At 65.1% G+C, this 21,549-nt stretch carries 19 protein-coding genes; 8 read left to right on the top strand and 11 right to left on the bottom strand.

Annotation, left to right across the window (positions count from 1 at the left end; genetic code table 11):
• Positions 1 to 9: 9 nt before the first annotated feature.
• The 4 genes from IPM18_06110 to IPM18_06095 form a co-directional block, all read right to left on the bottom strand.
• On the bottom strand, positions 10 to 753 hold the full coding sequence (locus IPM18_06110) for a hypothetical protein (GenBank protein MBK9119162.1): 744 nt from the start codon (positions 751 to 753) through the stop codon (positions 10 to 12).
• Positions 750 to 2,063: an ABC transporter permease gene (locus IPM18_06105; GenBank protein MBK9119161.1), complete on the bottom strand. Its 1,314-nt coding sequence runs from the start codon at positions 2,061 to 2,063 to the stop codon at positions 750 to 752. Before IPM18_06105 ends, IPM18_06110 begins: the two co-directional genes overlap by 4 nt.
• A gap of 24 nt (positions 2,064 to 2,087) precedes the next feature.
• A complete protein-coding gene (locus tag IPM18_06100; protein ID MBK9119160.1) occupies positions 2,088 to 2,420 on the bottom strand; it encodes a DUF3467 domain-containing protein in 333 nt (110 codons plus the stop codon).
• A gap of 153 nt (positions 2,421 to 2,573) precedes the next feature.
• On the bottom strand, positions 2,574 to 3,941 hold the full coding sequence (locus IPM18_06095) for a trypsin-like peptidase domain-containing protein (protein ID MBK9119159.1): 1,368 nt from the start codon (positions 3,939 to 3,941) through the stop codon (positions 2,574 to 2,576).
• A 196-nt stretch (positions 3,942 to 4,137) separates the two neighbouring features.
• Between IPM18_06095 and IPM18_06090 the strand changes: the two genes are divergently transcribed.
• Both IPM18_06090 and IPM18_06085 read left to right on the top strand, forming a co-directional pair.
• Positions 4,138 to 4,866 carry a hypothetical protein gene (locus tag IPM18_06090; protein ID MBK9119158.1) on the top strand — a complete coding sequence of 243 codons (729 nt, stop codon included), beginning with the start codon at positions 4,138 to 4,140 and terminating at the stop codon, positions 4,864 to 4,866.
• 179 nt (positions 4,867 to 5,045) lie between these two features.
• The gene (locus tag IPM18_06085; protein MBK9119157.1) at positions 5,046 to 5,879 is read left to right on the top strand and encodes a ribonuclease HI family protein; all 834 of its coding nucleotides are present in this window, start codon (positions 5,046 to 5,048) and stop codon (positions 5,877 to 5,879) included.
• A gap of 68 nt (positions 5,880 to 5,947) precedes the next feature.
• Here the strand turns inward: IPM18_06085 and IPM18_06080 are convergent, their stop codons facing one another.
• Positions 5,948 to 6,394 (bottom strand): hypothetical protein, encoded by a 447-nt coding sequence (locus IPM18_06080; protein ID MBK9119156.1) that lies wholly within the window; start codon positions 6,392 to 6,394, stop codon positions 5,948 to 5,950.
• Positions 6,395 to 6,721: 327 nt separating this feature from the next.
• Between IPM18_06080 and IPM18_06075 the strand changes: the two genes are divergently transcribed.
• The 3 genes from IPM18_06075 (at position 6,722) to IPM18_06065 (ending at position 10,096) form a co-directional block, all read left to right on the top strand.
• The gene (locus IPM18_06075; protein MBK9119155.1) at positions 6,722 to 7,642 is read left to right on the top strand and encodes a hypothetical protein; all 921 of its coding nucleotides are present in this window, start codon (positions 6,722 to 6,724) and stop codon (positions 7,640 to 7,642) included.
• A 99-nt stretch (positions 7,643 to 7,741) separates the two neighbouring features.
• Positions 7,742 to 8,941, top strand: a complete 1,200-nt coding sequence (locus IPM18_06070) for a 4Fe-4S binding protein (GenBank protein ID MBK9119154.1) — start codon at positions 7,742 to 7,744, stop codon at positions 8,939 to 8,941.
• Positions 8,942 to 9,211: 270 nt separating this feature from the next.
• Positions 9,212 to 10,096 carry a magnesium transporter gene (locus tag IPM18_06065; GenBank protein ID MBK9119153.1) on the top strand — a complete coding sequence of 295 codons (885 nt, stop codon included), beginning with the start codon at positions 9,212 to 9,214 and terminating at the stop codon, positions 10,094 to 10,096.
• Between the two features lie 17 nt (positions 10,097 to 10,113).
• Here the strand turns inward: IPM18_06065 and IPM18_06060 are convergent, their stop codons facing one another.
• Complete coding sequence (locus IPM18_06060; protein ID MBK9119152.1) at positions 10,114 to 11,349, bottom strand: serine/threonine protein kinase; 1,236 nt, start codon at positions 11,347 to 11,349, stop codon at positions 10,114 to 10,116.
• Between the two features lie 119 nt (positions 11,350 to 11,468).
• On the opposite strand from IPM18_06060, the gene IPM18_06055 reads away from it, so the two are divergent.
• Complete coding sequence (locus tag IPM18_06055; protein ID MBK9119151.1) at positions 11,469 to 13,736, top strand: DUF4159 domain-containing protein; 2,268 nt, start codon at positions 11,469 to 11,471, stop codon at positions 13,734 to 13,736.
• 161 nt (positions 13,737 to 13,897) lie between these two features.
• Here the strand turns inward: IPM18_06055 and IPM18_06050 are convergent, their stop codons facing one another.
• Positions 13,898 to 14,116 (bottom strand): DUF2934 domain-containing protein, encoded by a 219-nt coding sequence (locus IPM18_06050; GenBank protein MBK9119150.1) that lies wholly within the window; start codon positions 14,114 to 14,116, stop codon positions 13,898 to 13,900.
• 372 nt (positions 14,117 to 14,488) lie between these two features.
• Between IPM18_06050 and IPM18_06045 the strand changes: the two genes are divergently transcribed.
• Positions 14,489 to 15,400, top strand: a complete 912-nt coding sequence (locus IPM18_06045) for a phytanoyl-CoA dioxygenase family protein (GenBank protein MBK9119149.1) — start codon at positions 14,489 to 14,491, stop codon at positions 15,398 to 15,400.
• A gap of 38 nt (positions 15,401 to 15,438) precedes the next feature.
• Here IPM18_06045 and IPM18_06040 read toward each other — a convergent pair whose 3' ends face one another.
• The gene (locus IPM18_06040; GenBank protein MBK9119148.1) at positions 15,439 to 16,623 is read right to left on the bottom strand and encodes an aminotransferase class V-fold PLP-dependent enzyme; all 1,185 of its coding nucleotides are present in this window, start codon (positions 16,621 to 16,623) and stop codon (positions 15,439 to 15,441) included.
• Positions 16,624 to 16,698: 75 nt separating this feature from the next.
• A complete protein-coding gene (locus IPM18_06035; GenBank protein MBK9119147.1) occupies positions 16,699 to 17,361 on the bottom strand; it encodes a hypothetical protein in 663 nt (220 codons plus the stop codon).
• A gap of 261 nt (positions 17,362 to 17,622) precedes the next feature.
• Here IPM18_06035 and IPM18_06030 point away from each other — a divergent pair, with 261 nt between their 5' ends.
• Entirely contained in the window at positions 17,623 to 19,299 is a 1,677-nt protein-coding gene (locus IPM18_06030) for a BACON domain-containing protein (GenBank protein ID MBK9119146.1), read from the top strand.
• Between the two features lie 29 nt (positions 19,300 to 19,328).
• Here IPM18_06030 and IPM18_06025 read toward each other — a convergent pair whose 3' ends face one another.
• Positions 19,329 to 20,954: a tetratricopeptide repeat protein gene (locus IPM18_06025; protein ID MBK9119145.1), complete on the bottom strand. Its 1,626-nt coding sequence runs from the start codon at positions 20,952 to 20,954 to the stop codon at positions 19,329 to 19,331.
• Positions 20,951 to 21,529: a WYL domain-containing protein gene (locus IPM18_06020; GenBank protein MBK9119144.1), complete on the bottom strand. Its 579-nt coding sequence runs from the start codon at positions 21,527 to 21,529 to the stop codon at positions 20,951 to 20,953. Before IPM18_06020 ends, IPM18_06025 begins: the two co-directional genes overlap by 4 nt.
• Positions 21,530 to 21,549: the final 20 nt, after the last annotated feature.

The raw sequence follows: 21,549 nt of genomic DNA, 5'->3' as shown, positions 1-21,549 counted from the left end.
GTCGTGTGTTTACCGGCGGGTGACCCAGGCCGGATCCGTATATCGCACCCGCCGGAGAGCAATATCTGCGAGGTCTTCAGGGCGCCAGGTGGCTGCTGCCGTCGGGAGGCCGAGGATGGTTGCCAGTTCCGAGATGAAGCGCTCGGTCCAGCGATTCACCTGCTCCGGTGCGGGTGTTCCGAGATCCGCACCCGGATGCGCCGCGAAGCGCTGCGTGAGCAGGAGCGAGCCATGTTGCAGGACTCGGCCGGTGACGCGGCGCTGCGCGCTGCCGAGCAGTTTGTCCGAGCCCACGAGCAGGTCGGTGCGTCCGGGTTTGGCAAAACAGAAGAACGGACCCGTGCGCGGAGTCGGCAGCGGAAAACTCTCGGGCGCGAGCTCGGTCTTGATGCCGTCGGCGCCCAAAGCAGCCCGCCAGCACGCATGCACGTGGGTGTAAAGCGCGATGGGGGCTTGGCGGGCCAGGGGTTGGGTCGCGTCGAGGGCCAGGCAGTAGGTGATCTCGCAATCATGCAGGATCGCGCCCCCGCCGGTAAGCCGGCGCACGGTCGTGAGAGCGCGCACCTCGGGTGGCAACTCGGCGAGCGCGGCGTGTGGCTGAAAGTAGCCGAGGGAGAGGGTCGGTGGGTTCCAGCCGTAGATCCGCAGCGCCGCGGGACGGGCGTGCTCGGCGTAGAGCAGGTGCTCATCACGGGCCATGTTCGTGGGCCCGTCGAGCGCACCATCACGGTAGATCAGCAAGCGGGCGGTCACGCGACACGGGCGGCGGAGTTGAGTGCCTCGATCGGATCGAGCCGGGCTGCCGCCCGGGCCGGATAAAGACCGAAGACGATCCCGATGAAGGCGGACACGCCGAAGCTGAGCAGCACTCCCCACAATGGAATGATCGTTTCCCACTCGGCGATCTGCGTCACCAGGAACGCGAGCGCGATGCCCAGGATGATGCCGAGCACGCCGCCGAGCACACTCAGGATCATCGTCTGCACGAGAAACTGCGCGGTGATGTGGTGACGCTTCGCCCCCAACGCGCGACGGATGCCGATTTCGCGGGTGCGCTCCGTCACCGAGGCGAGCATGATGTTCATGATGCCGATGCCACCCACTAGCAGCGAAATGCCCGCGATGCTGCCGAGCACGATCTGCCGATTGCGCTTCGCCTGCTCCGCCTGCTGCAGAAGTTCGAGCGGCACAGTCATGGCGAAATCCTGCGCATTGCGGCCGATCTGAAGTGTGCGATCGACCAGCCGCGACACCGGCAGGACCTGCTCCTCCGGCTCGATGTGCAGGTACACATCGCTGAATTGCACATCCTTGATCTCGCGCGAGAAGCCGCGAAACGTTACCCGCCAGTCGCCGTAGCGCAGGTCAGCCGTGCCGAGCGGAATGTAGACGTCCCGATTGATGTTCCGCGCCGCCAGCCCCTTGGCGGGATTGCCCGCCGTCCGCACGCCCGCCAACACGCCCACGACCGTGTACGGCACGGAACCGGTGGTCCGGCTCTGTACGGCTACGGTTTGTCCCAGGGGATCCGCATTCGGGAAAAGATTGTCGGCCACGTCCCGGCCGATGACGCACACCTTGTCGCGCTGTTCGCTGTCCAGCGAAGTCAGTGGACGCCCGCGGGCAACCTCGATATTGACGATCCGGAAGAAGTTCTCCGTGGTTCCGAGTACGGCACTTGCGTACTGGCGTGCGCCGGCCACGACTTCGTCCGCGACATCGCGCATCAGCACGATGTCTTCCACATGGGCCAGGGCCCGCAGTCGCGTGACGTCCGTTCGGGTCAGCCCGAACTTCTGAATCGCGTCCTGCGCCTCGGTGACGGAATCTGACCGCGGCGGCTCCACGCTGCGCAGAATGATGTTCTGGCTGCCGAGCATGCGAATCTGTTGGAGTTGATCGGCGGAAGCGCCCTCCCCGATGCTCAGCATGCAGATCACGGCCGCCACTCCGAAGATCACCCCCAGGGCCGTCAGCAGGGAACGCAGCTTGTGAGCCCGCAAGTCGCGCACCCCCAGCGCGATCAACTCGGGGGAAAACAACGTCTTCAACAGCTTCCACACGAGATCGACGACTCCGCTCGGGGACTACGAGTTGGAACCCGGTGGACGCTGCGGCGGCGGCAGCTCGATGGGGCCGAATCGGTCTTCGTGGGCCTTGACGGCTTGTTGCAGGGCGAGCAGCAGCCGCTTGGCATTGGCCGGCAGCAGCATCAGGCGGTGCGAGACCTTGATAACCGGCTGGGTGACGTTGGGCAGCGGCGAGTTGGCGCCCAGGTAAATCACCAGCTCCTCTGCCGAACCCGCCAGCGCGAAGAAATTCGCGTAGAGGGTGTCCATCTGGTTCATATCCAGGCGGATCTGCTGCTGAGGGTTCGATTGCGGCCCGCGGGCCTGTGAGTCCTCTTCACCGAAGATCATGAGCGCGACTCCTCGCGTATCAAAGCCCCCGGCGCACCCGTCTGCGCCGACCGCGGGTCCGTAGGTAACCGCCTGGTCAAGCACGTGCGGGTCCGCATCCAGTTTAGCACCGCACCGCGGAGGCGGCGAGCCCGTGGCGCAGCGCACGGAGGTTTACGATCGTGGCACCGTGGAGCGCGTCGGCATCATCAGGGTCCAGAAGAACGGTGGGTTGGCATCGATCCGCAGCCCTTCGATCCGCAGACGCTCCCCGGGCTTGACCTGTTCTAGAACGAGCCCGAGTTCCTGTAGACTCGTCACGGGCACCCGCTCCACCCGCAGAATGAGATCCGACGACCGCAACCGGGCGGACTGGGCAGGGCTGCCGCGCTCCACTTCCGCGACGATCAGGCCCGCGTACGCGGGTAAATCGAACCGGCGCCGCACGTCCGGTGTCACTTCTACCAGTAGCACTCCAAAGAGCTCGCGCGCGAGCCGTTCACCGTCCGGTAGCGGAATGGCCTCCAGCTTGACCGTCACGGCGCGGGTCACATCGCCACGACGGACGTCGAGCCGCAACTCCGCCTCCGGCTGCTGGTCGAGCAGTGCCACATAGTAGTCCATGCCGTTTCGCAGGGGATGTCCATTGAAACCCACCAGGCAATCACCAGGGCGCAACCCGGCTGCGGCGGCGGGACTCTCCGAGCGCACCGCGGTCACGACCGCAGCGGTACCGTCGACCGTGAGGCCCAGGCGGACGCGCTGGCGGCGTTCGATGTCAAGCATGTTCGGCAGCAATTCGCCCAGGCGGTCCACGGGGATGGCGAAACCTATGTTCTGCGCGTCCCCACGGATCGCGGTGTTGATGCCGATCAATTCGCCGTTGACGTTGAGCAGTGGACCACCCGAGTTGCCGGGATTGATCGGGGCGTCAGTCTGGATCAGGCCACGGTGGACGACGTCTTCCGAAATTTCGAGGGTGCGATCGAGGGCGCTCACGATGCCCTGCGTGACGGTGTGTTGCAGGCCGAGGGGGTTGCCGATGGCGATGACGGTCTCCCCGATCATGATGTCATCGCTACGACCCAGGGGTTGCACCGCCAGCGGGCCGGGGGCCTCCACCTTGAGAATGGCGAGATCATGTTCCGTGTCGACGGCGATGGGGCGAGCAGGGCGCTCCGTGCCGTCGGCGAAGGTGATGCGGACATCGCTGGCCTGGGCAACCACGTGCGCGTTGGTCACAATCAGGCCGGATTCATGCACGACCACGCCCGAACCGACGCTCTGCACGCGGCGGTTATTGATCGGTGGCAGGCCGAAGTAGAAGGGGCTGTCGAAGGCCGACCCGCGCAGCGAACGGTAGCTGATCACGCGGGTCGTGCTGATGTTGACGACGGCGTCGCGACACTTCTCGAAAACGATCACGACGGGTGAACGCCGCCGATCCCGGTCGGGGTTATCCGCCCGGGCGGCCTGGCTGGTGACGGCCACGCTGACGATGGCAGCCATGAACAGGAGCGGTTGAATTCGGCTGGCAGGCATGGTTGTTCCTCACGAAGCACCGGTATTGTACCTGGCAGTGTGCGGAGGGAAGATTGTAGCGGCGGTGGCGCGGGAGCAGGCGGTGGCCGGCTGTCCGAATGTCCGTACCGGCGATACGCTTGCCCTGCGGCGCGCCTGCCGCAATAATGCGGGACTGGAAAGAACCGACTTGAAGCCGACCCGCCGGAGGATCTGAATGGGCGCTGTGCTCGAATCCTTGCTCGCCCTTCAGGACATCGAGCTGCAGATCGTGGACATCCGGCGCCAACTCGCCGGACGGGAGCGTGCCGTCAGCCGACAGCGCGACAAGGTCAAGGAGGCGGAAGTCGCCCTCGCCAGTGAGCGCGAAGACCTGATGCACGCGCAGGTGCAATGGGACCAGGTGAATGTGAGTCTGAAGGCCCGCGAAGCCGACCTGGCAAAGCTCCGCGACAATCTCAACAGCGTCCGGACGAACAAGGAATACGCCGCAATACTTTCGCAGCTCAATACCGAGAAAGCCGACAAGACCCGTCTTGAAACGCGCGGCTACGAGCTGATGGAAGAAGTCGAGGCCAAGAAGAAGGCGCACGCCGAACACCAGGAGGGGCTCAAGCAGGAAAAGGCGCGTCTCGACAACCTGCAGATCCAGTATGAACAGGCCGCCGGCTCGTTCCGCAGCCGGTTGGATGCCCTCGAACAGCGTCGTGCAGAAGCGACCGAGCACCTCGATCCACAAACACTCCAGTTGTTCGAACGGTTGTCGGAGCGTTACGACGGCGAGGCCATGGCCAAGGTCGAGCAGGCGCACCCGCGGCGCCAGGAGTACAGTTGTGGCGGCTGCTTCATGAGTCTGGCGGCCGAACGCGTCAATGCCCTCCTGAGTCGCGGGGATGTCGTTTGCTGCGACGCCTGCGGACGCATCCTGCACATGCCGCGCAACTGAAAGCCGCACCGCACGGCCTTCAGGAACCCAGCCGACTCATCCCTTGCGATGTCGTGGCAGGGCTCCGCACCCGCTCGATGGAGCGTGCCGGCTGCGCCGGAGTTTGTGCCTGGGAGCGCGCTGGTTACAATCCCGCCACGGTTTTGCGGCACCCGCGCCGTTATGCGAGTGAGATCCACTTGACGCTCAAGGTACACATCGACGGCGGGTCACGCGGCAATCCGGGCCCCGCCGGGGCCGGTGTGGTCATCCGTCGCGAAGACGGCACGCAGTTTTTCGAGGCGGGTTATTTCCTGGGACACCAGACCAACAACGCCGCCGAGTACCACGCGCTGATCCGCGCCCTCGATCGCGTCATCGCCGCCCGGGTGCAGGCGGTGGATCTGCATTCCGACAGCGAACTCCTGGTGAAGCAGGTGACCGGCGAATACCGCGTGAAGAATCCGGGCCTCGCGCCGCTGTTCGAGCAGGTCCAGTTGCGGTTGATCCGGGCCGGCCGCTGGACAATTCGCCATGTGCGGCGCGAGCAGAATACGCGCGCCGATGAACTCGCCAACCTGGCGATGGATCGGCGGGCGGACATCGTTGTATTCGATGCGGAGCAGGGTGGGACGCTCGACACGGACCCGCGGAACTTGGGCCATGATGGTCAAACCGGCACCTCGGACGGTTCCGCACTCCGCGCGCCGGTGGCTGGCCCGACCCAACCCGAATCCGCCGCCTACCCGATCGGCACCCGCTGCGTGCGCATCGCGGCCGTCCGGGCTCCCGACGTGGAGCATTGTCCTGCCCCGGGCTGCGTGGCGGAACCGCTGCATGTGGCGTACACGTTGCCCGCCGGGCTTTGTGTGCATGCTGCCCACGCCCTGTTGCCCACGTTGCTGGGCATGCTCAATACGGCGCCCGAAGAGTTCGGGGCAATTCCCACCATGTCGATTCGCTGTGACCGGCCGGGCTGCCGGGCCGAGTTTCAGCTCTCACCGGTATGCTCGGGCAACGGGCAATCATGTTGAACCCGCCCCCCACGCAGGCCGATCCGGCGTCCCGCCACTGAGCGGCGTCAGCACCGGCCCCTGCGCAATCAGTCGTCCTGTACCACCACCCGGATGAATGGATTGACGTAGTCGTACAGCAGGCAGTCGTAGTACGCGAACCAGCGCACGCCCACATAAACTTTGAAGGTGAACAGGAACCAACAGGCGAGTTCCGCCACGGTGTGTCGGCGCAGCGCGAGCAGGATCAGGGTGCCGACACCCAGCAGCCCGAATTTGTAGAGCATGACGTGGTGGACCGGACCCGCCAACACCCGGTCCGCGACGGGATTCAACTCCACGAACTTTTCGGTCCCATACTCGTTCAGCGTGAATGCGAGATCGAAGATCGAGATCACCCAGATCGCGGACAACAGGAGCAGGATCCGCCGTGACCGGTTGAGCCAGCGGAAGCGGCTCGCGTGACTGCCCGTCAGCGGACTGCCCGCCGCGGGGGCACCCGGCACCGGTTCCCAAATGTGGGGAGACGATTCCACGCCACGAATATCGACCAGTGCCTGGGCGGCCTTTGCACAACAGGTGGAATCAGCTTCAGGCGCTTCGCAACGTCCGGGAAACAGGCGCCATGATGCTGCAATTCAGTACTTGCGACCGGGGGTGTCCGGACTTGGGGGGCTGGTTCCGGGCTACATAGATGGATCTCGTGATACCCGCACGGATTGTGACGTTGCGTAACAGCAACGCTCCCCCCGCGGCATGGCCCCCGCTAAATGGCTATACTGGTACATAACTCGATCAACTGTCCCGCCCGTGGGTGGCGCTGGCCGGTAATGCAGGATGAGAATTTCGATGGAGATGCGACCATGAAAACAGTGCGATGGACCTGCGGCCTCTTGCTGGTCGGCTTCCTGCTGTTGGCGCCCGGCGCCCAGGCCGCGGATACCCCCGAGCAGCTCAGCGAAAAAGGCGCTGCCCTGCTGTCCAAGGGCGACTTCGACGGAGCCCTGCGCGCCTTCGTTGCCGCCACGAAGGCCGAGCCGACCAGCGAGACCTATCGGCAACAGGCCACGTTACTCCAGCGCGTCATCCGGCTGCGGGCGGAACTGGACCGCTACGAAGGTGCCGCATGGCTCGCGCGCGCCGAAAGTCTGCACACGTACTATATCGAGCACCAAGTCCTCGACGAGGCGCTGTCACTGGCGGAGCAGTTGCATACCCGGGCACCGTCCGCAGCATCGGTTGCGCGTCGCGCGCGGACGCAGTTGGCCGCTGGTCGGGAGGCGGAAGCGGCCGGCCTGCTGCGCGGCTTGAACGCCGATCAGAGCAGTCCCGAGACACGCGCGCTCTTGGGCTTGGCGCTGGCACGGCTGGGAGAAACAGCGGCCGCACAATCGGCTATCGAGGGACTGGCGAGTGCCGATGAGGTGAGTGGGGCGCTGCTGTTCGACCTGGCGTGTGTCCGTGCGCGGACTGGGGATTGCACGGAGTCACTGGCGCTGCTGCAACGCAGTTTGGAGCAGACACCCCCGAGTCAACTCGAAGCGATGAAGTCCCGCGCAAACCAGAGTGTCGACCTTGCGTCCGTGCGGAGCAGTGGCGACTACCCCAAAGTGCTTGCGGCGACGTCGAAGGTGCCGGAGTCGAAATGCAGCACGGGAACCTCCTGCGGAGCTTGTCCCAGTCGGACGAGTTGCGGCGACGGCGACAAGGATAAGTCGGACCCCGCGCCGCCCGAGGCCAAACGTCCGCCGGCGAATCCGGAACCCGGTGCGACCCCGAAGTGAAACGGCACTCTCCACGGTCACACGCCACCTGACAACTCCGTTGTGCGGTGCGTGGTGCTCCCAACAGCGCAACTACCAGAGCAGGCCCGGAGCGGACCTGTGCAGCGTGTTCAGGCCACACTCACCCGTCGCGTCGTCCAGTCCGGATTTGTTGCGCTTACGCTGGTGGGAGTATTCTTCGTCGGGGGCAACGCCGAGCGGTGGTGCCCGTTTGGCGGGATCGAGACCTTCTACGCCTACGTACGCGATGGCAACCTGATCTGCTCACTCGGGATTTCCAACCTGTACATCCTGGGTGGCGTTCTGGTCATGACCGTGCTGCTACGGCGGGCGTTCTGCGGCTGGGTATGCCCGCTGGGGGCTTTGTCCGAGTGGATTCAGAGCGCTGCGCGGCGGCTTGGCTTGCGGCCGCGGCGAGTACGGCCGGTGCTCGACAAGATCCTCGCGCTGCTGAAATACGGTGTTCTCGCGGTGATCCTCGTTTTTACGTGGCGAACCAGCGAACTGGTCTTCCGCGGCTACGATCCCTGTTATGCCCTGTTGAGCCGGCACGGGGAGGATATCACCTTCTGGGCATATGTCGTCGCGGGTGCCATCGTGCTTGGCTCGGCGTTCGTCGTCATGCCGTTCTGTCGCTGGCTGTGTCCGCTCGCGGCGGTGTTGAACCCGGTGGCGCGTTTCGGGGTCACGCGAGTGCACCGCGACGCGGAGCGCTGCATCGGCTGTACGGCCTGCGCGCGGGTCTGCCCCATGGAGATTCCAGTCGACACGGTCGATCACGTGGCGCATGCCCGCTGCCTGGCGTGCCTGAACTGTGTGCGCGCCTGTCCGCCGGTCGGTGCGGGGGCGCTGCGTTGGGGGCCCGCCGGCGGCGCGCGCGGCTGGTCGCAGGGTGTGCTGGTCGCCGCACTGCTGCTGTGCGTCGGTGTCGCGGTTGCAGCCAGCTACGCGTTTCCGCTGCCATCTTTCGTACACACCCGCGGCGTACTTCCGCCACAGACGGCGGAGGTCGAATTGGCCGTGTACGACCTGACCTGCCGGGGGCGCGCGTCCCTGCTCGTGTACCTGCTGGAACGTGACGACGACCTGGCTGTGCCTGGAGCGCTGCGGATGGAGGCCTGGCCCGGTCCGGGTCCAGCCCGTGTCCGGCTCCTGTACGACCCCGCACTTGCGGATGAGGGCTTGATCAAAGCCGCACTGACGGAGGCATATTACGACCGTGGTGCGCGTTTGTGGCGACCTTCGCCCTTCCGAATCAAGGGCTACGACCCCTTGGCGGACCTGTGGTCAGATCCGTAGGCCGGCCCGCCACCAGCCCTGTGCCAGGCCGCGCACGGCGACGGTAAGCTGCGCCGCATCTCTCTGTCCCCCTTTTTGTTATAGTGCCCACCCAGTTCCGCCGCGGGCGGGGCGCCCAGGTCTGTTTCCACCCATGGTCTCGCTATGCCGGATGCCACCACCAGGGACAAACTCGACCGTCCGGTGCTCGACTTCCTGCGCAAGGATTATGTCGCGCTACGGGCCGACCAGACGGTAGCCGAGACGCTGGCAGGTTTGCGTACCCAGAGTCTGGGCGAGCGGGTGGTGTATTTTTACGTGGTCGATGCCACCGACAAACTCGTTGGGGTCCTGCCGACACGTCGGCTGCTGATGGGCGAACCGGAACAACGGCTCGATGCCCTCATGCACAAGAACGTGATCTCGCTGCCGCAGAGCGCCACCCTCCTGCTTGCGTGCGAGTTTTTCGTCATGCACCGACTGCTGGCCTTTCCGGTGGTCGATCCGAGCGGGCATATGCTCGGACTGGTAGATGTGGGCCTGTTCACGGACGAAATCTTCGACCTCACCGAGCGACAGTCGTCCGATGACGTCTTTCAGCTCATCGGTGTGCGGTTGGCCCAGACGCGTACGATTGCTCCGTGGGAAAGTTTCCGCCAGCGCTTCCCCTGGTTGCTCTGCAATGTGGCCGGCGGAACGATCTGCGCCCTGCTCTCGGGACTTTACACCGGGCAACTGGATGCGGCGCTGGTGGTCGTGTTGGCGCTGTTCATCCCGGTGGTGTTGGCCCTGGCGGAGAGTGTGAGCATGCAGTCGATGACGCTCACGCTGCAGGCCCTGCATGAACAGAAATGCGACTTCCGGTTCATCCTGCGCGCCACCGGACGCGAGTTTCTGACAGCCCTTCTGCTCGGGACGGGTACGGGTGCACTCGTTGGCCTGGTGGCGCTGGTCTGGCATCAACAGCCCTGGGTCGCTCTGACCATCGGCAGCACCATTCTGCTGTCGGTCGCCACGGCTTGCGTACTGGGGGTCCTGCTGCCGACGGCGATTCGGATGTTGCGTGGAGATCCGCGCATCGCGGCCGGGCCGATCGTGCTGGCCACGGCCGATGTCGTCACCCTCGTGCTCTATTTTTCGCTGGCCGGCCTGCTGGTGCGCGGGATGTCAACCTGAAAGCGGCGCCCGAGCGTTCAGCGGGTGACAAGCAGGATGAGGTTGATCAGTACGCTCAGCGCGAGGACGCCCGCGAGCACGATCACTACAACCGCCGGCACGCCGGGGTCGGACGCGTTCTGCAGCGCACGGCTCGGCTCGGAGGCGATCGCCTGCCCGGAGGAGAGCTGGTCGAAGGCGTCCGCGGAAACGTGGTGCTGCGCGTGCCGCATCGGCCTGCGGTGCGCCAGGCACTCCAGGTCCGTGAGCAGTTCCCGGGCGCTCGGATAGCGATCGTCGCGGTTCTTTGCGAGGAGCATTTCGATCATCGCACCGCAGCCCGAGGAAAGTTGCGTGTTGATGTGGTCCGGAGGGACGAGCGGCTCGCGCAGGTGCTTGTGCATGACGGCCGACGGCGTGGGCCCTTCAAAGGGAACGCGACCGGTGGCCATGTGGTAGAAGGTTGCGCCGAGCGAATAGAGGTCGACGCGATGGTCAATGTCGACCTCGCCACGGATTTGCTCGGGGGCGATGTAGTAGGGGGTGCCGTAGGCCCTTCCGGCTTCGGCCAGGGCCGCCTCGTGATCGGTCGCTTCGCGAGCGAGACCCATGTCGGCGAGCTTTGCAATCCGCTCCGTCGTGAGCATGATATTCTTGGGCTTCACATCGCGGTGAATGAAGCCGCGCGCGTGGGCGTGCGCCAGCGCCTTGGCGATCTGTGTGATGATCTCAATCGCTTCCTGCTCGCTGTAGACTTTACCGTCGGCGATTTCGTCATAGACCGTGCAACCCTCCACGAACTCCATGACGAAGTAGTGGAAGCCGTTCGCCTCGCCGACATCGATGGCCTGCACAATGTTCGGGTGATTGAGCTGGGCGGCCGCCCGCCCCTCGCGGTAGAAGCGGTCCACGAATTCCGCGTTCTTGCTGAGCCGTTTCGGCAGCACCTTAATGGCCACCGTGCGGTCCAGACTGAGTTGCTTCCCCCGGTACACGACCGCCATGGCCCCCGCCCCGCATTTGTTCACGATCTGATAACCCGGAATCTGCTGTGCCGGCCGACCGCCCGAGTCGTCGTTCGTGCCGTGCAACCGGAGCAACTGCGTGCGCGTGAGAAATCCGAGATCGATCAGCACGTCGATGAGCGGCCGTTCGCGTCCCCCACGAACCAACTGCCGTTGTTGGTCGACCGCGGCGCGCAGCTCTTCGGCTGTTACCAGTTGGCGCTCTACCGCCAACCGGCAGATTTGGCTATCTTCCAATCCGTCTGCCAAGGAGCGGACTCCGCTTACCCGCGGTGGTCGATCGGGACAGGTAAGTATCAGAACTGCGGATTTTACGCAGCCACCAGGGTGGAAGCAAACCGCGCCCGCCCCGCCGGGAGAACCCGCGCATGCCAAAGCGACGCTTGCCCGTCACCCGTCCGATCATGCACGGCCTCATTCTGGTCAGCGTGGTCACGGGTCCTGTCGCCGTTGCCAGCGACCCCACCGTTACCGATGCCCGGGTGGAGGATGCGGTTCAGCGCGCGGTCGCTTGGATCAAAAGCAAGGCGACCGGTGAATTCTGGGAGCAGCATGACAAGGGGCATCAGCACTACGGCGGCGATACCGCTCTCGCCCTGCTTGCGCTGCTGTACGCCGGCGAGGACCCGCGCGGCGATGAAATCGGCCGCGCCCTCGGTTGGCTGAATTCACAAACGCTCAAGAGCACCTACGCCTTCGGTACCCGGGCCCATGCGCTCGCACTGTTGCCCGATCGCATGCATCGCTCACGGCTCGAAGCGGACGTCACCTGGCTGGTCAGTGCCATGGGACGCCAAGGAGAGGGCGCGGGTGCGTACGACTATCTCGCGGCCGAGGATGGCACGTTGCGGCGCTGGGACAATTCCAACAGCCAGTTTGGCGTACTCGGCGTGTGGATGGCCGCAGAGGCCGGCGTTGCCGTACCCGACAGCTACTGGGACCTGGTCGGGCGATATTGGCTCCGCAGCCAGAATGCGGACGGTGGCTGGGGGTATATGGAACGAGAAGACAGCACCGGCAGCATGACGGCCGCGGGAGTCGCGTCGCTGTTCGTGGTGCTGGATCAGCGCTTCACGCGCGACCCGCGCGAGGGCGCGGAAGTTCAGGCCGCGGTGGACACCGGGCTGCGCTGGCTGGGGCGCAGCTTCGACCCCGAGCAGGCCGGGAATGAGTGGCATTTCTACTATCTCTACGGCATTGAGCGGGCGGGCCGGGCGAGCGGGTACAAATCCTTCGCGGGCAAGGAGTGGTTTCGGGCCAGCGCGGCATGGCTCCTGCGGCAGCAGCGTCCGGGTGGCTCGTGGGAAGGCACCGGCGGCGACATGACCGAGTTCCGCAACACGGCGTTTGCCCTGATGGTTCTGTGTCACGGGCGTGCCCCGCTCACGTTCAACAAGCTCGAACACGGCGCGGGCTGGAACGCGCAACCGCGTGATGTCGCTGGCCTGACGCGCTATTTCAGCCGCAGTTTCGAACGTTTGATGAACTGGCAGATCGTGAAGCTCGACAGCACGCTCGACGAGTTGCTGGAAGCGCCGGTGTTGTACCTGTACGGCACCGGTCGCACGGAATACACGCCGGTGGAGGCGCAGAAAATCCGTGAGTACTGTCTGCGCGGGGGCCTGGTGTTTGCCGTCTCGGGTGATGCCAGCGGAACTTTCCGGCGCAGCATTGAAGAGCTGGCCCGGCAGGCGTTTCCGGAACTCACGCTGCGACCCGTGTCGGCGGAGCACCCGCTGCTCTCTGGCGTCGTACAGTTCCCGCTGGAAGGCGACTACCCACTGCTCGAGGTGGCGAACGGAGTGCGTACCCTGCTGCTGCTGCTCGATCGCGACCTGGCACAAACCTGGAGCCGGGCGGTGCCGCGCGGGGCTCAGCTTCGCGATTTCGAACTGGCGGCGAATGTGTTCCTGTACGCGACTGACAAGGTCTTTTCGCGCAGTCGCCTGCAGACGCCCAACATCGCACTCGAGAACACGGCGCCCACCCGCACCATTGCCATGGCGCGGATCGCGTACGACGGCCCGTGGGATCCGGAACCATACGGCTGGACGCGTCTGCGTGCGCACCTCCACAACAGAGTTCGCACCAACCTGCTTGTGACGTCCGGCATCCGCTTCGACTCGGAGGTGCTGAGCAACTTTTCGATCGCCCACATCACCGGCACCGGCCCATTCACACTCTCTGATGAGGAACGCCGCGGACTGCGCCATTTTCTCAACTCGGGCGGTACGCTCCTCGCGGATGCCGCCGGCGCAACGCCGGGCTTTGTAGAAGCGCTCGAATCCGAACTGCGTGCCGCCACACGGTCCGAGCCACGCGCCCTCCGATCGACGGATTACATCGTGACAGGAGCCGGTATCCCCGATGCGGTGGACCTCAGCACGGTGGCATTCCGACGCAATGCGCGTCGCATGGCACGCGGACAGACGTTTCCGCCCCTGCTCACCTTCGGGACCCGGCGACGCCTGCAAGTCATCTATTCGCCGCTGGATTTGTCCGCCGGCCTGCTCGGTACGCAAGTGTATGACCTGGTCGGATATGAGCCCGAAGCCACCCTGCGCATCATGCAGAACCTATTGCTCTACGCGGCCCTGCCGACCGCCGAGAAGGCGACCCTCGCCCGCGAGGATTGAGGGCTGGACCGGGTAGCTTGCACCACGGCCCCGACGCCGGCTGTGGCCCGCCATGCAAACTCCCCACCCGCGCGGCGCCACGCGCACGGGTGGGGAGTCGGCTCTGGATCACTCGCACCGGCGGCAACGCGCCGTCGCTCACCGGCGATTCACCGTCCTGGCTACGGTCGCCCCAGCAGCGCAAAGCGGGCCCGGAGTTCGAGCTCGGCTTGCTGCCAGTCCCATTCCGGGTTTCCCGGGGTACCTCCCCGGGAGATGAAAATCTGGTAAGCCCGTTCTCGAATCTCTTCCTCGGTTGGTCCGCTGAGGGTCGGAATCAGCTCCTCAACCGGCTTGCTGCGAGGGCTGGAACGGGATCTTCGGGTAGCGGTAGCCAACATCGGTTGAACCTCCACATGGGCTCGGCAGCGGATGTGAGCCCCGCCTGCCGTCGGTTCCATCGGTTGGTTCTTCGAACTACCTGAGGATGACTGCGCAGATTCCGTCGGGTCCGAAAAATCTTCCCCGAGGAGGCCTCCACGGCGCGCACACCCCCTTGGGGGCCGCATGTGGAAGCTCGGCGAAGGGGGGAGTTCGCGCGGCTCCCGCGCGACCGGCAGGAGCGTGCCCGCTACCCGGTTGCGGTTCCGCTGGTCTGGCGGGTCGGGGGGCAGAGGCGCGGGAACCGTTGGCATTCCGCCATCGTTGGACTATCCTCACTGAACGGGTTCAGGCACCGCATTCTCCGCGCTCGATCTCAGGAGTTGTTCGTTATGCTTACGCCGGATCAAGTTCGCTTTTTTCATGAAAACGGCTTTCTCATTATGCGGGGAATCATCCCCCAACGTGACCTTGACGCGATGCGTGCCGCGGCCGATCGCCTTCAGGCCGACGCACTCGCGAAGGTTCAGCGGGCGGGCTACCTCGATCAGGCCAACCGCGTCAACAAGGACTGGATCGAACACCCCGTCGATCATTACGTCTATCGCGAGAAGGACGACGGTGCTTTCTCTTTCCACCGTGTCGAGCGCCTCTACTCCCAGGATCCGATCTTCGCCCAGATGGCCGTGGCCGAAACCTTGCTCAACAACGCCTGGCAGATCCTCGAGCGGCCGTTCTGGCCGCGGGGCGGCAATCTCGTCTACAAGCTGCCATACGAAGGGGCGGCTGTGCGTTGGCACCAGGACATCCCTTATCTCTACTGGTCCAGCGGCGGGCACACGAACCGAGGACGGTCCACCACGCACCCGATCCCGAACTTCACGACGGACATCTACCTGGAGCCGTCCAATCGCGACAACGGCGGGCTGTTCGCCATTCCCGGGACACACCGTAATGGCACGGTCGACGTGGACAAAATGGTCGCTGAGCACGGCTGGGACCTGCCTGGTGCAGTGCCGCTCGAACTGGAACCCGGCGACGCGATGTTCCACCATGTCGCGGTCGTACACGGCTCCAAGGAGAACAAGTCGGCCAGCAGGCGCCGCACGTTCTACATCCACTACCTAACCGACGAGACAATTGCCGATGCCTACTCGGATTGGCCGGACCTGTTGAGTGCCGAAGAAAACACGGCGAAGTGGGGCCAGGCGCTGCAGGACCGCTCTGCATGGACACAAGGGCAGTTCCATGAGCCGCTGCGCTTCATGCCGACACCGCAGGGCCTGCGGCCGACGAACGGGTAGCGCCGGGCAGCGGTGGACGCGGCAGGCAGCAGGTGCGTTCAGTTGCCGGCCGATGCCAGCACCGCGCCGCGTGTGATGCGCTCCAGAGCGATCGCGGCGCTCTCGATGTCGTCGGGAGTGGTAAACGGTCCGGTCGACAGGCGCGTGGTTCCGCCGAGCGTAAGCGTGCCGATGGCTGCGTGTGCCAGCGGGGCACAATGCAACCCGCTGCGCGAGAGGATGTCGAACTGCTCCTCGAGCAGGGTGGAGAGTTCCGCGGGTTCGAGCCCGGCGATGCGTATGCTGAAGACCCCGACACGCTCACGGGCATCGCGCGGGCCATACCAGGTCAAACCGTCGATCGCGCTGAGGCGCTCCTGCAACACCCGGCTAAGCTCCAGTTCGTGCGCGCGCAGTGCGGAGACGCCCCGCTCCAGCAGCCATTCCACGGCCGCCAACAGGCCCGCGAGCCCCGGCGCGTTGTGGCTGCCAGCTTCGAAGCGGTCCGGCCAGATGTCGGGCTGCACCGGGAGCTCGCTGGCGGAGCCGGTCCCGCCCTCGCGCACGGTGCGCAGCTCTGTGGCCACCTCAGCGCCGATGAGCAGTACGCCGGTGCCCAGCGGCCCCAGGAGCCCCTTGTGTCCGGGGCACGCCAGCAGATCCACGGGTAGCAATCCAAGGTCGATCGGTAGGTGCCCCGCCGACTGAGCCGCGTCCACCAGCAGTCGCACGCCCCTCCGCCGACAGATCTCGCTGACATCTGCGAGCGGCTGCACGACCCCTGTTACGTTGCTCGCGTGATTCAGCGCCACCAGGCGTGTCTCCGGTCGCAGGGCCTGCTCAAGGTCTGCCGGATTCAGCTGTGTAGTGAGTGGATGGACCGGGACGGTGGTCCACTCGACGCCGCTCTGGGCAGCGAGTGCACTGAGGGGGCGCAGGACCGAGTTGTGGTCCATGACCGTCGTTACGACGTGATCCCCTGGCCGCAGCAGTCCCTTGAGAGCGAGATTCAGTGCGTCCGTACCGTTCAGGGTAAAAACAACATGCACGTCCGGCGCACAGCCGAACAGCCGACGGAGGGCGTCACGGCAGCGCTGCAGCAGGCGCTCGGAAGCAAGCGCTTCGCGGTAGGCCCCGCGACCGGCACTGGCGTGGATGTTCTCGCAGTATTGCACCACGGCGGCAAGCACTTGCGGTGGTTTGGGATGGCTGGTGGCCGCGTTGTCAAAATACCTTCGCATCAGTACGCCCGTGCGGGTCGCAAAGTCGAAGAACGGTTCCGCCCGGCGGCCCGCGCCGCCTTCCGTCCTGCGCGCATGTTAGTCGCCGCCCCGGGCGCGCGACAATCGCCGCGCGGCGGCATGTTCGGCCTCATCCCGTGCCTCGTTCCGGATGAGTCGACCGAGGTGCAACCGCAGCACCACTTGGGGGGGATACTTCGTGAGGGAATAGAAGCCGGGCGGGCAATCGGCCCCGAGACAGTAGACCTCCTGTCCTGCCAAGCGCAGGCGGTACACCGCGAAGAGCTGCGCGCCGGTGTCGAAGAGTCCGGCGAGTTCCTCGCGCTCGATCACGATCCCGGGATTGCAGGTGCTCACCAAGTGCTGTAATGCCCGCCGGGCGGTTGCGGGCTCCCGCTCAGACGCCACTCGCGCCAGGCCCACGCCGAGGGCATAACGCGTCCCGATGTGAAAATCGTACGCCCCCTCCGAATCCTGTTCGTAGGCCGGGAAGTAGTTGGGTTCTGTGCATCCCACCACGACGTAATGTCCGGTGTGCTCCTTGGCACAAGTGCCCCCGTCCGGCGGTAGATCGAAGCGGAAAAGCGCGACCGAGCCCTCGCCCTCCAGGGGCTGCTCTTCAAACGCCGCTGCGAACTGGAGCACCGTCGGCGCACGGGTGCCAAGCTCAGAGGCCAAGTAAGTGCGCGCCTGCTCGGCATGTGCTGCGATCGTGGTTGCGGGCCAGTCCACTGTGTGCATATGTACCTACATCACGAAAAAAGACCGGCGCGTCGGCTAACCGCCGTGGCCGGGCGATTATAGTTCCATGCCATCGTGTGTCGGTCCGGAAATCAGCCCGCCCCAAACCGTTTCAGCTTCCACGGTTCCCCGCGCCAACTTATCGCCTTGACCCAGCTTACCCCGTTTTCCAACCTTCCTATGGACTGTCGGAGCTTCAGTCGGCCGACAGAGGGTCACCGTGGGAGGGTGCCGTCCGACGACTGAGAAGGAATCCGAAGGATGATCAAGCTTTCCACGCGCCCCGTCCGCTCCCTCCTGGTGCTCTCAATGCTCCAGGTATTCCTGGCGGGTGCCATCCTCGGCGGTTGCGGAGGCGATCTCAGCAACGTCGTTGACCCTGTTGTGCTGGATACCTGGGATCGGCCGCAGAGCGGGTCGGACCCGGCCCCAACGGGCAGCGGTACGAACAATCCACCGCCACCCCCCAACGGTGATTCAATTGCGCATGTGCCGCAGGTGGTAACGAATCCGATCACCCCGATTGTGCGCGGAGACGTGCAACAGCGGGAAGATACGCCGATTCTGTACGTGGATGTCATCGAGCTCAACTTCGGTGCGCAAGCGGCCGCTGGCGGCTTTGCCGTTACGAACGTCGGGACGGGTACGCTGAACTACACCGTGGCGACCGACGTGACGTGGGCCACGATCAGTCTTGCCGGGGGTTCGAGCACCGGCGAACCCGATCCGGTCGTGGTGTTCGTGCAGCGCGCCAACCTGCCGCCCGGTGTGTACGTCGGGTTCGTCAACATCTCTGCGAGCAATGGCGAAAGCCACATCGTCAACCTGATCATGACCGTCCCGGTGCCGGATGATCCGGATGAGCCCCCGCCGCCACCGGCACCGACTCTGACGCTGAGCACGGACACCGTTCACTTCGGCCCCGACGGCTGGACGCGCGGATTCACGCTCGCGAACACGGGATCGGCCTTTGACTTTACTCTAGCGGTCGACCAGCCGTGGCTCTCACTCAGCACGACGAGCGGGACGCTCGGAGCCGAGACGATCACGGTGACCTTGACGGCGGAGCGGCTCGAACTCGTGACGGGAGACCACACGGCGAAGGTTACGATCGGGACGACGGCCGGCTTGTCAGCCAGCGTGACGGTGCACCTGGAAAAGCCGTTGACGACCCCGCTCATCATTCCCTGGCTGGAAGTGAACGTGGCCGACGAAGCCCAAATCGAGCACTGCGTGGCTGGTTTGCAAAAGTGGCGCCGAGTGACTCATACGGCGGTGGTCACGACGAACACGGGGCGGGAATGGCTTTACACGACGCTCAAGCAGCGTGTCCCGGATATGCAGATCATTCCAGGTATCAAGACGGCCCCGCGACTGGGTACGAACTCCTTTGACAATCTCCTGGGTTGGGAACGCATTGCGACCTCCGCAGCGCTGATGGTCGCCAACGCCGGCGTCAACCAACTCGTGCTGGAGAACGAGACGGCGCTCATGTCCTACTGGTTCGGCGGCGCCACGATCAACTTCTCGCAACTGGCCGCCGGCCTTTCAACGCTGCCCCCGCACATCGAGTACATCTGGTTCCCCAGCGTTCACAGCCGGCAGGCCTGGCTGCAGCAACGTTCGGCCGACCTATGCGCGTTCGTAAACGGTGTCATCAATACGCGCTTCGTCGATCAGAGCATTTGCCACCCCCTGTGGCCGAATGACCAGGCCTGGATCCAGAACCGCGCCACGCTCGAGGCGCTTTCGAGCAATCCGATTCTGCCGCTCATCTACTTCGGCTGCTCGGGCGACACCTGCTTCTGGACTTATGACGGCATTCCGCGCGCCCTGGGATTGCTTTCGCAGCGGTCGGATGTTCTCTTCTACACCGGCAGCACGCTCTGGATCGAAGCGGCCGAGCAGACCGACGTGCAGCTTTGGCAGCGTCCGTAGCCGTCCGCCGCATATCTAGCGGCGGACTTCTAGCGCAGCGCTTCCAGCTCGCGCTCCACTTCCTCGCGCTCCGGTAACTTGAGCACCCGCGCGATGTCCAACGCCTCCCGCAGCGCGTCCGCCGCCTCGCGTCGCTGCCCAACGGCCGCACGTACCTCGGCCAGCTCGCGCAGGCATACGAACTGGCTGGTCAGATCGTCCCCGTCCCGGAGCGCCGCATAGGCGGCCTCGTACTCGACCAGTGCCTCGCGCGGTCGGTCCGTCGACCGGTACACCGCACCCATGGCCATACGCACGGCCGGTCGCGTGCCTTCCTCCGCCAGTTCAAAACACTTGCGCAAAGCCGCGAGCGCCTCCGGCCACTGCTCATGCCGGCGATGCCACTGGCCGAGGTACAGCCAGGCCGTGGCCTGGTGCGCGCGGGTGCCGACACGCTCGGCAAGGGCCAGCGTTTGCTTGTGCCGCGCCTGCGCTCGTTGCGCCTCGTCCAGCCGGTCGTATATCAGGCCCAGCTTGTTGATGGCCGGCAGTGCTGCGAGGAGGTCTCCGCGTGCTTCGAGCATTCGCACGAGAATGAGCTGCCACTCCACCGCCCGCCAGGCGTGGTACCGCGCGAATCCGGCCCGTTGATCGACGGTCAGCGTGTCGTCCGCGGGAAACGGGCGTAACAGGTGTGCATCGCAGAGCGCGGTCAGCGCCGTGAACTGGCCGTAGACATCGCCGGACTCCTCGGCCAGGGCCAGCGCGGTTTCCGCGCGCTGACACGCCGCCTCGAAACCGCCGACAGTCTGAAGCAGCAGACTCAGGCCCAACTCGGCGCGGACGCGATCAAAGGGATCGTCCGCGAGTCGTGCCAGATCACTCAACACCCGCAGCCGCCGCGTGGCATCCTCGCGCCCTTCCGGACCGACCTGTGCTTCGAGCTGCGCGCGCAACAGAAGTGCGGCCCGGAAGCGCCGATCGGCATCCAGCGCCAACCCGCTCCAACGCAGCGCTCCAGGCAGATCGTTGGACCGCGCCGCCTGCACAGCCAATGCGTAGTATTCCACAGCGCCGGGTCGCCGCGCAGCGGGCTCGGTCAACATCTCCCATTGCGCCTCGGTCAGATCCGTGCCCACCCCCAGCGCCACGAGGGTCCACCGTACGGCAGCCGCCAACTGGTCAAAGAGGCGACCCGCCGGGAGCCGCACTTCCGTTACGACCTCCGGATGACGCAGGTCGTGCAGGAGCAGCTCGATCGTAAGCTGGTCTCCAGTTCCGCTGCACGTTGCGCGGAGCCAATGTGTCGCACCCAGCAACTCCGCCACGGAACCCCAATTCGGTGGCTCGTCACCCGTCAGTGACAGTTCCCTCCGGGCCTGCTGTAGCCGCAGGGTTGGAACGACCACCACCCCCGGCGCACGCACCAGTCGCCGGGCGAGCAGTTCTTCGCAAGCGATCGGAATCCACAGATCGCGTTCATCGCTCTCGGGTGCGGCCGTGAAGCCCATGATGGCCAGCACCGGCCGTGGGTCAGGCGGTGGCGTCCAGTTCTCCAAATCCACGATCTGCGGCTGGGCGCCCGCCGACCCGCTGACGAAGCTCAGAAGCAACACGAGTGCCTTCGCGGTAAGCACTTTGTGGCGGCCGCCCTGCGTGTGTTGCGAGGCCTTCATCCTTCGGACACACTCCAGCCCAGGGCGGTCAGTACACGGTGCAGGAATCGCAACTGAGCGCGTTCGTCGTCCTCCACTTCCCCATCCTCCAGGATGAGTCCCAGGCACTCGTGAAAGACGGCGGCATGCACGAACCGCAATTGCGAGAGGAGAATGCCGCGTTCGAGCGCGAATTGCTGGGCGCTGAGGCGTTCTTCTTCGGTTAGTTTTCCGTCGGCCAGCGCGTCGTAGATCAAATCCCGATAGGCCCGCAGCTCAGGTGTCCATGGGGAAGAGGTGGCAGGGGCCTCGGGGAGAAACTCTTCTGTCGGCAGGTGGATTCTACGGCGCGGCTGAAACGCCTGTCCGCCGTCCTCCACCGCGTCGATGCGGGCAAGTCGCAAAAAACGCCATCCGGCCTCGGGTTCGTGCTGATAACAGCGCAGCACGATGTCGTTGAAATGATGGGCGAAACTGTACGGTTCCACGATGCGCCGGTCCGGCCGGAGTGCGGAGAGACTCCGCCGATACGTCAGGCGGACCATGCGCCTGAGTTCGGCGAGTTCGACCAGTGCTCGGACGACATCGGTGTTCATCGTGGAGGGATCCTCATGGG

Source organism: Phycisphaerales bacterium (genome assembly GCA_016716475.1).
Classification (GTDB): Bacteria; Planctomycetota; Phycisphaerae; order UBA1845; family Fen-1342; genus JADJWG01.
Note: the sequence above shows the minus strand (reverse complement) of the source record. Positions and strands in the feature narration are given on the sequence as shown.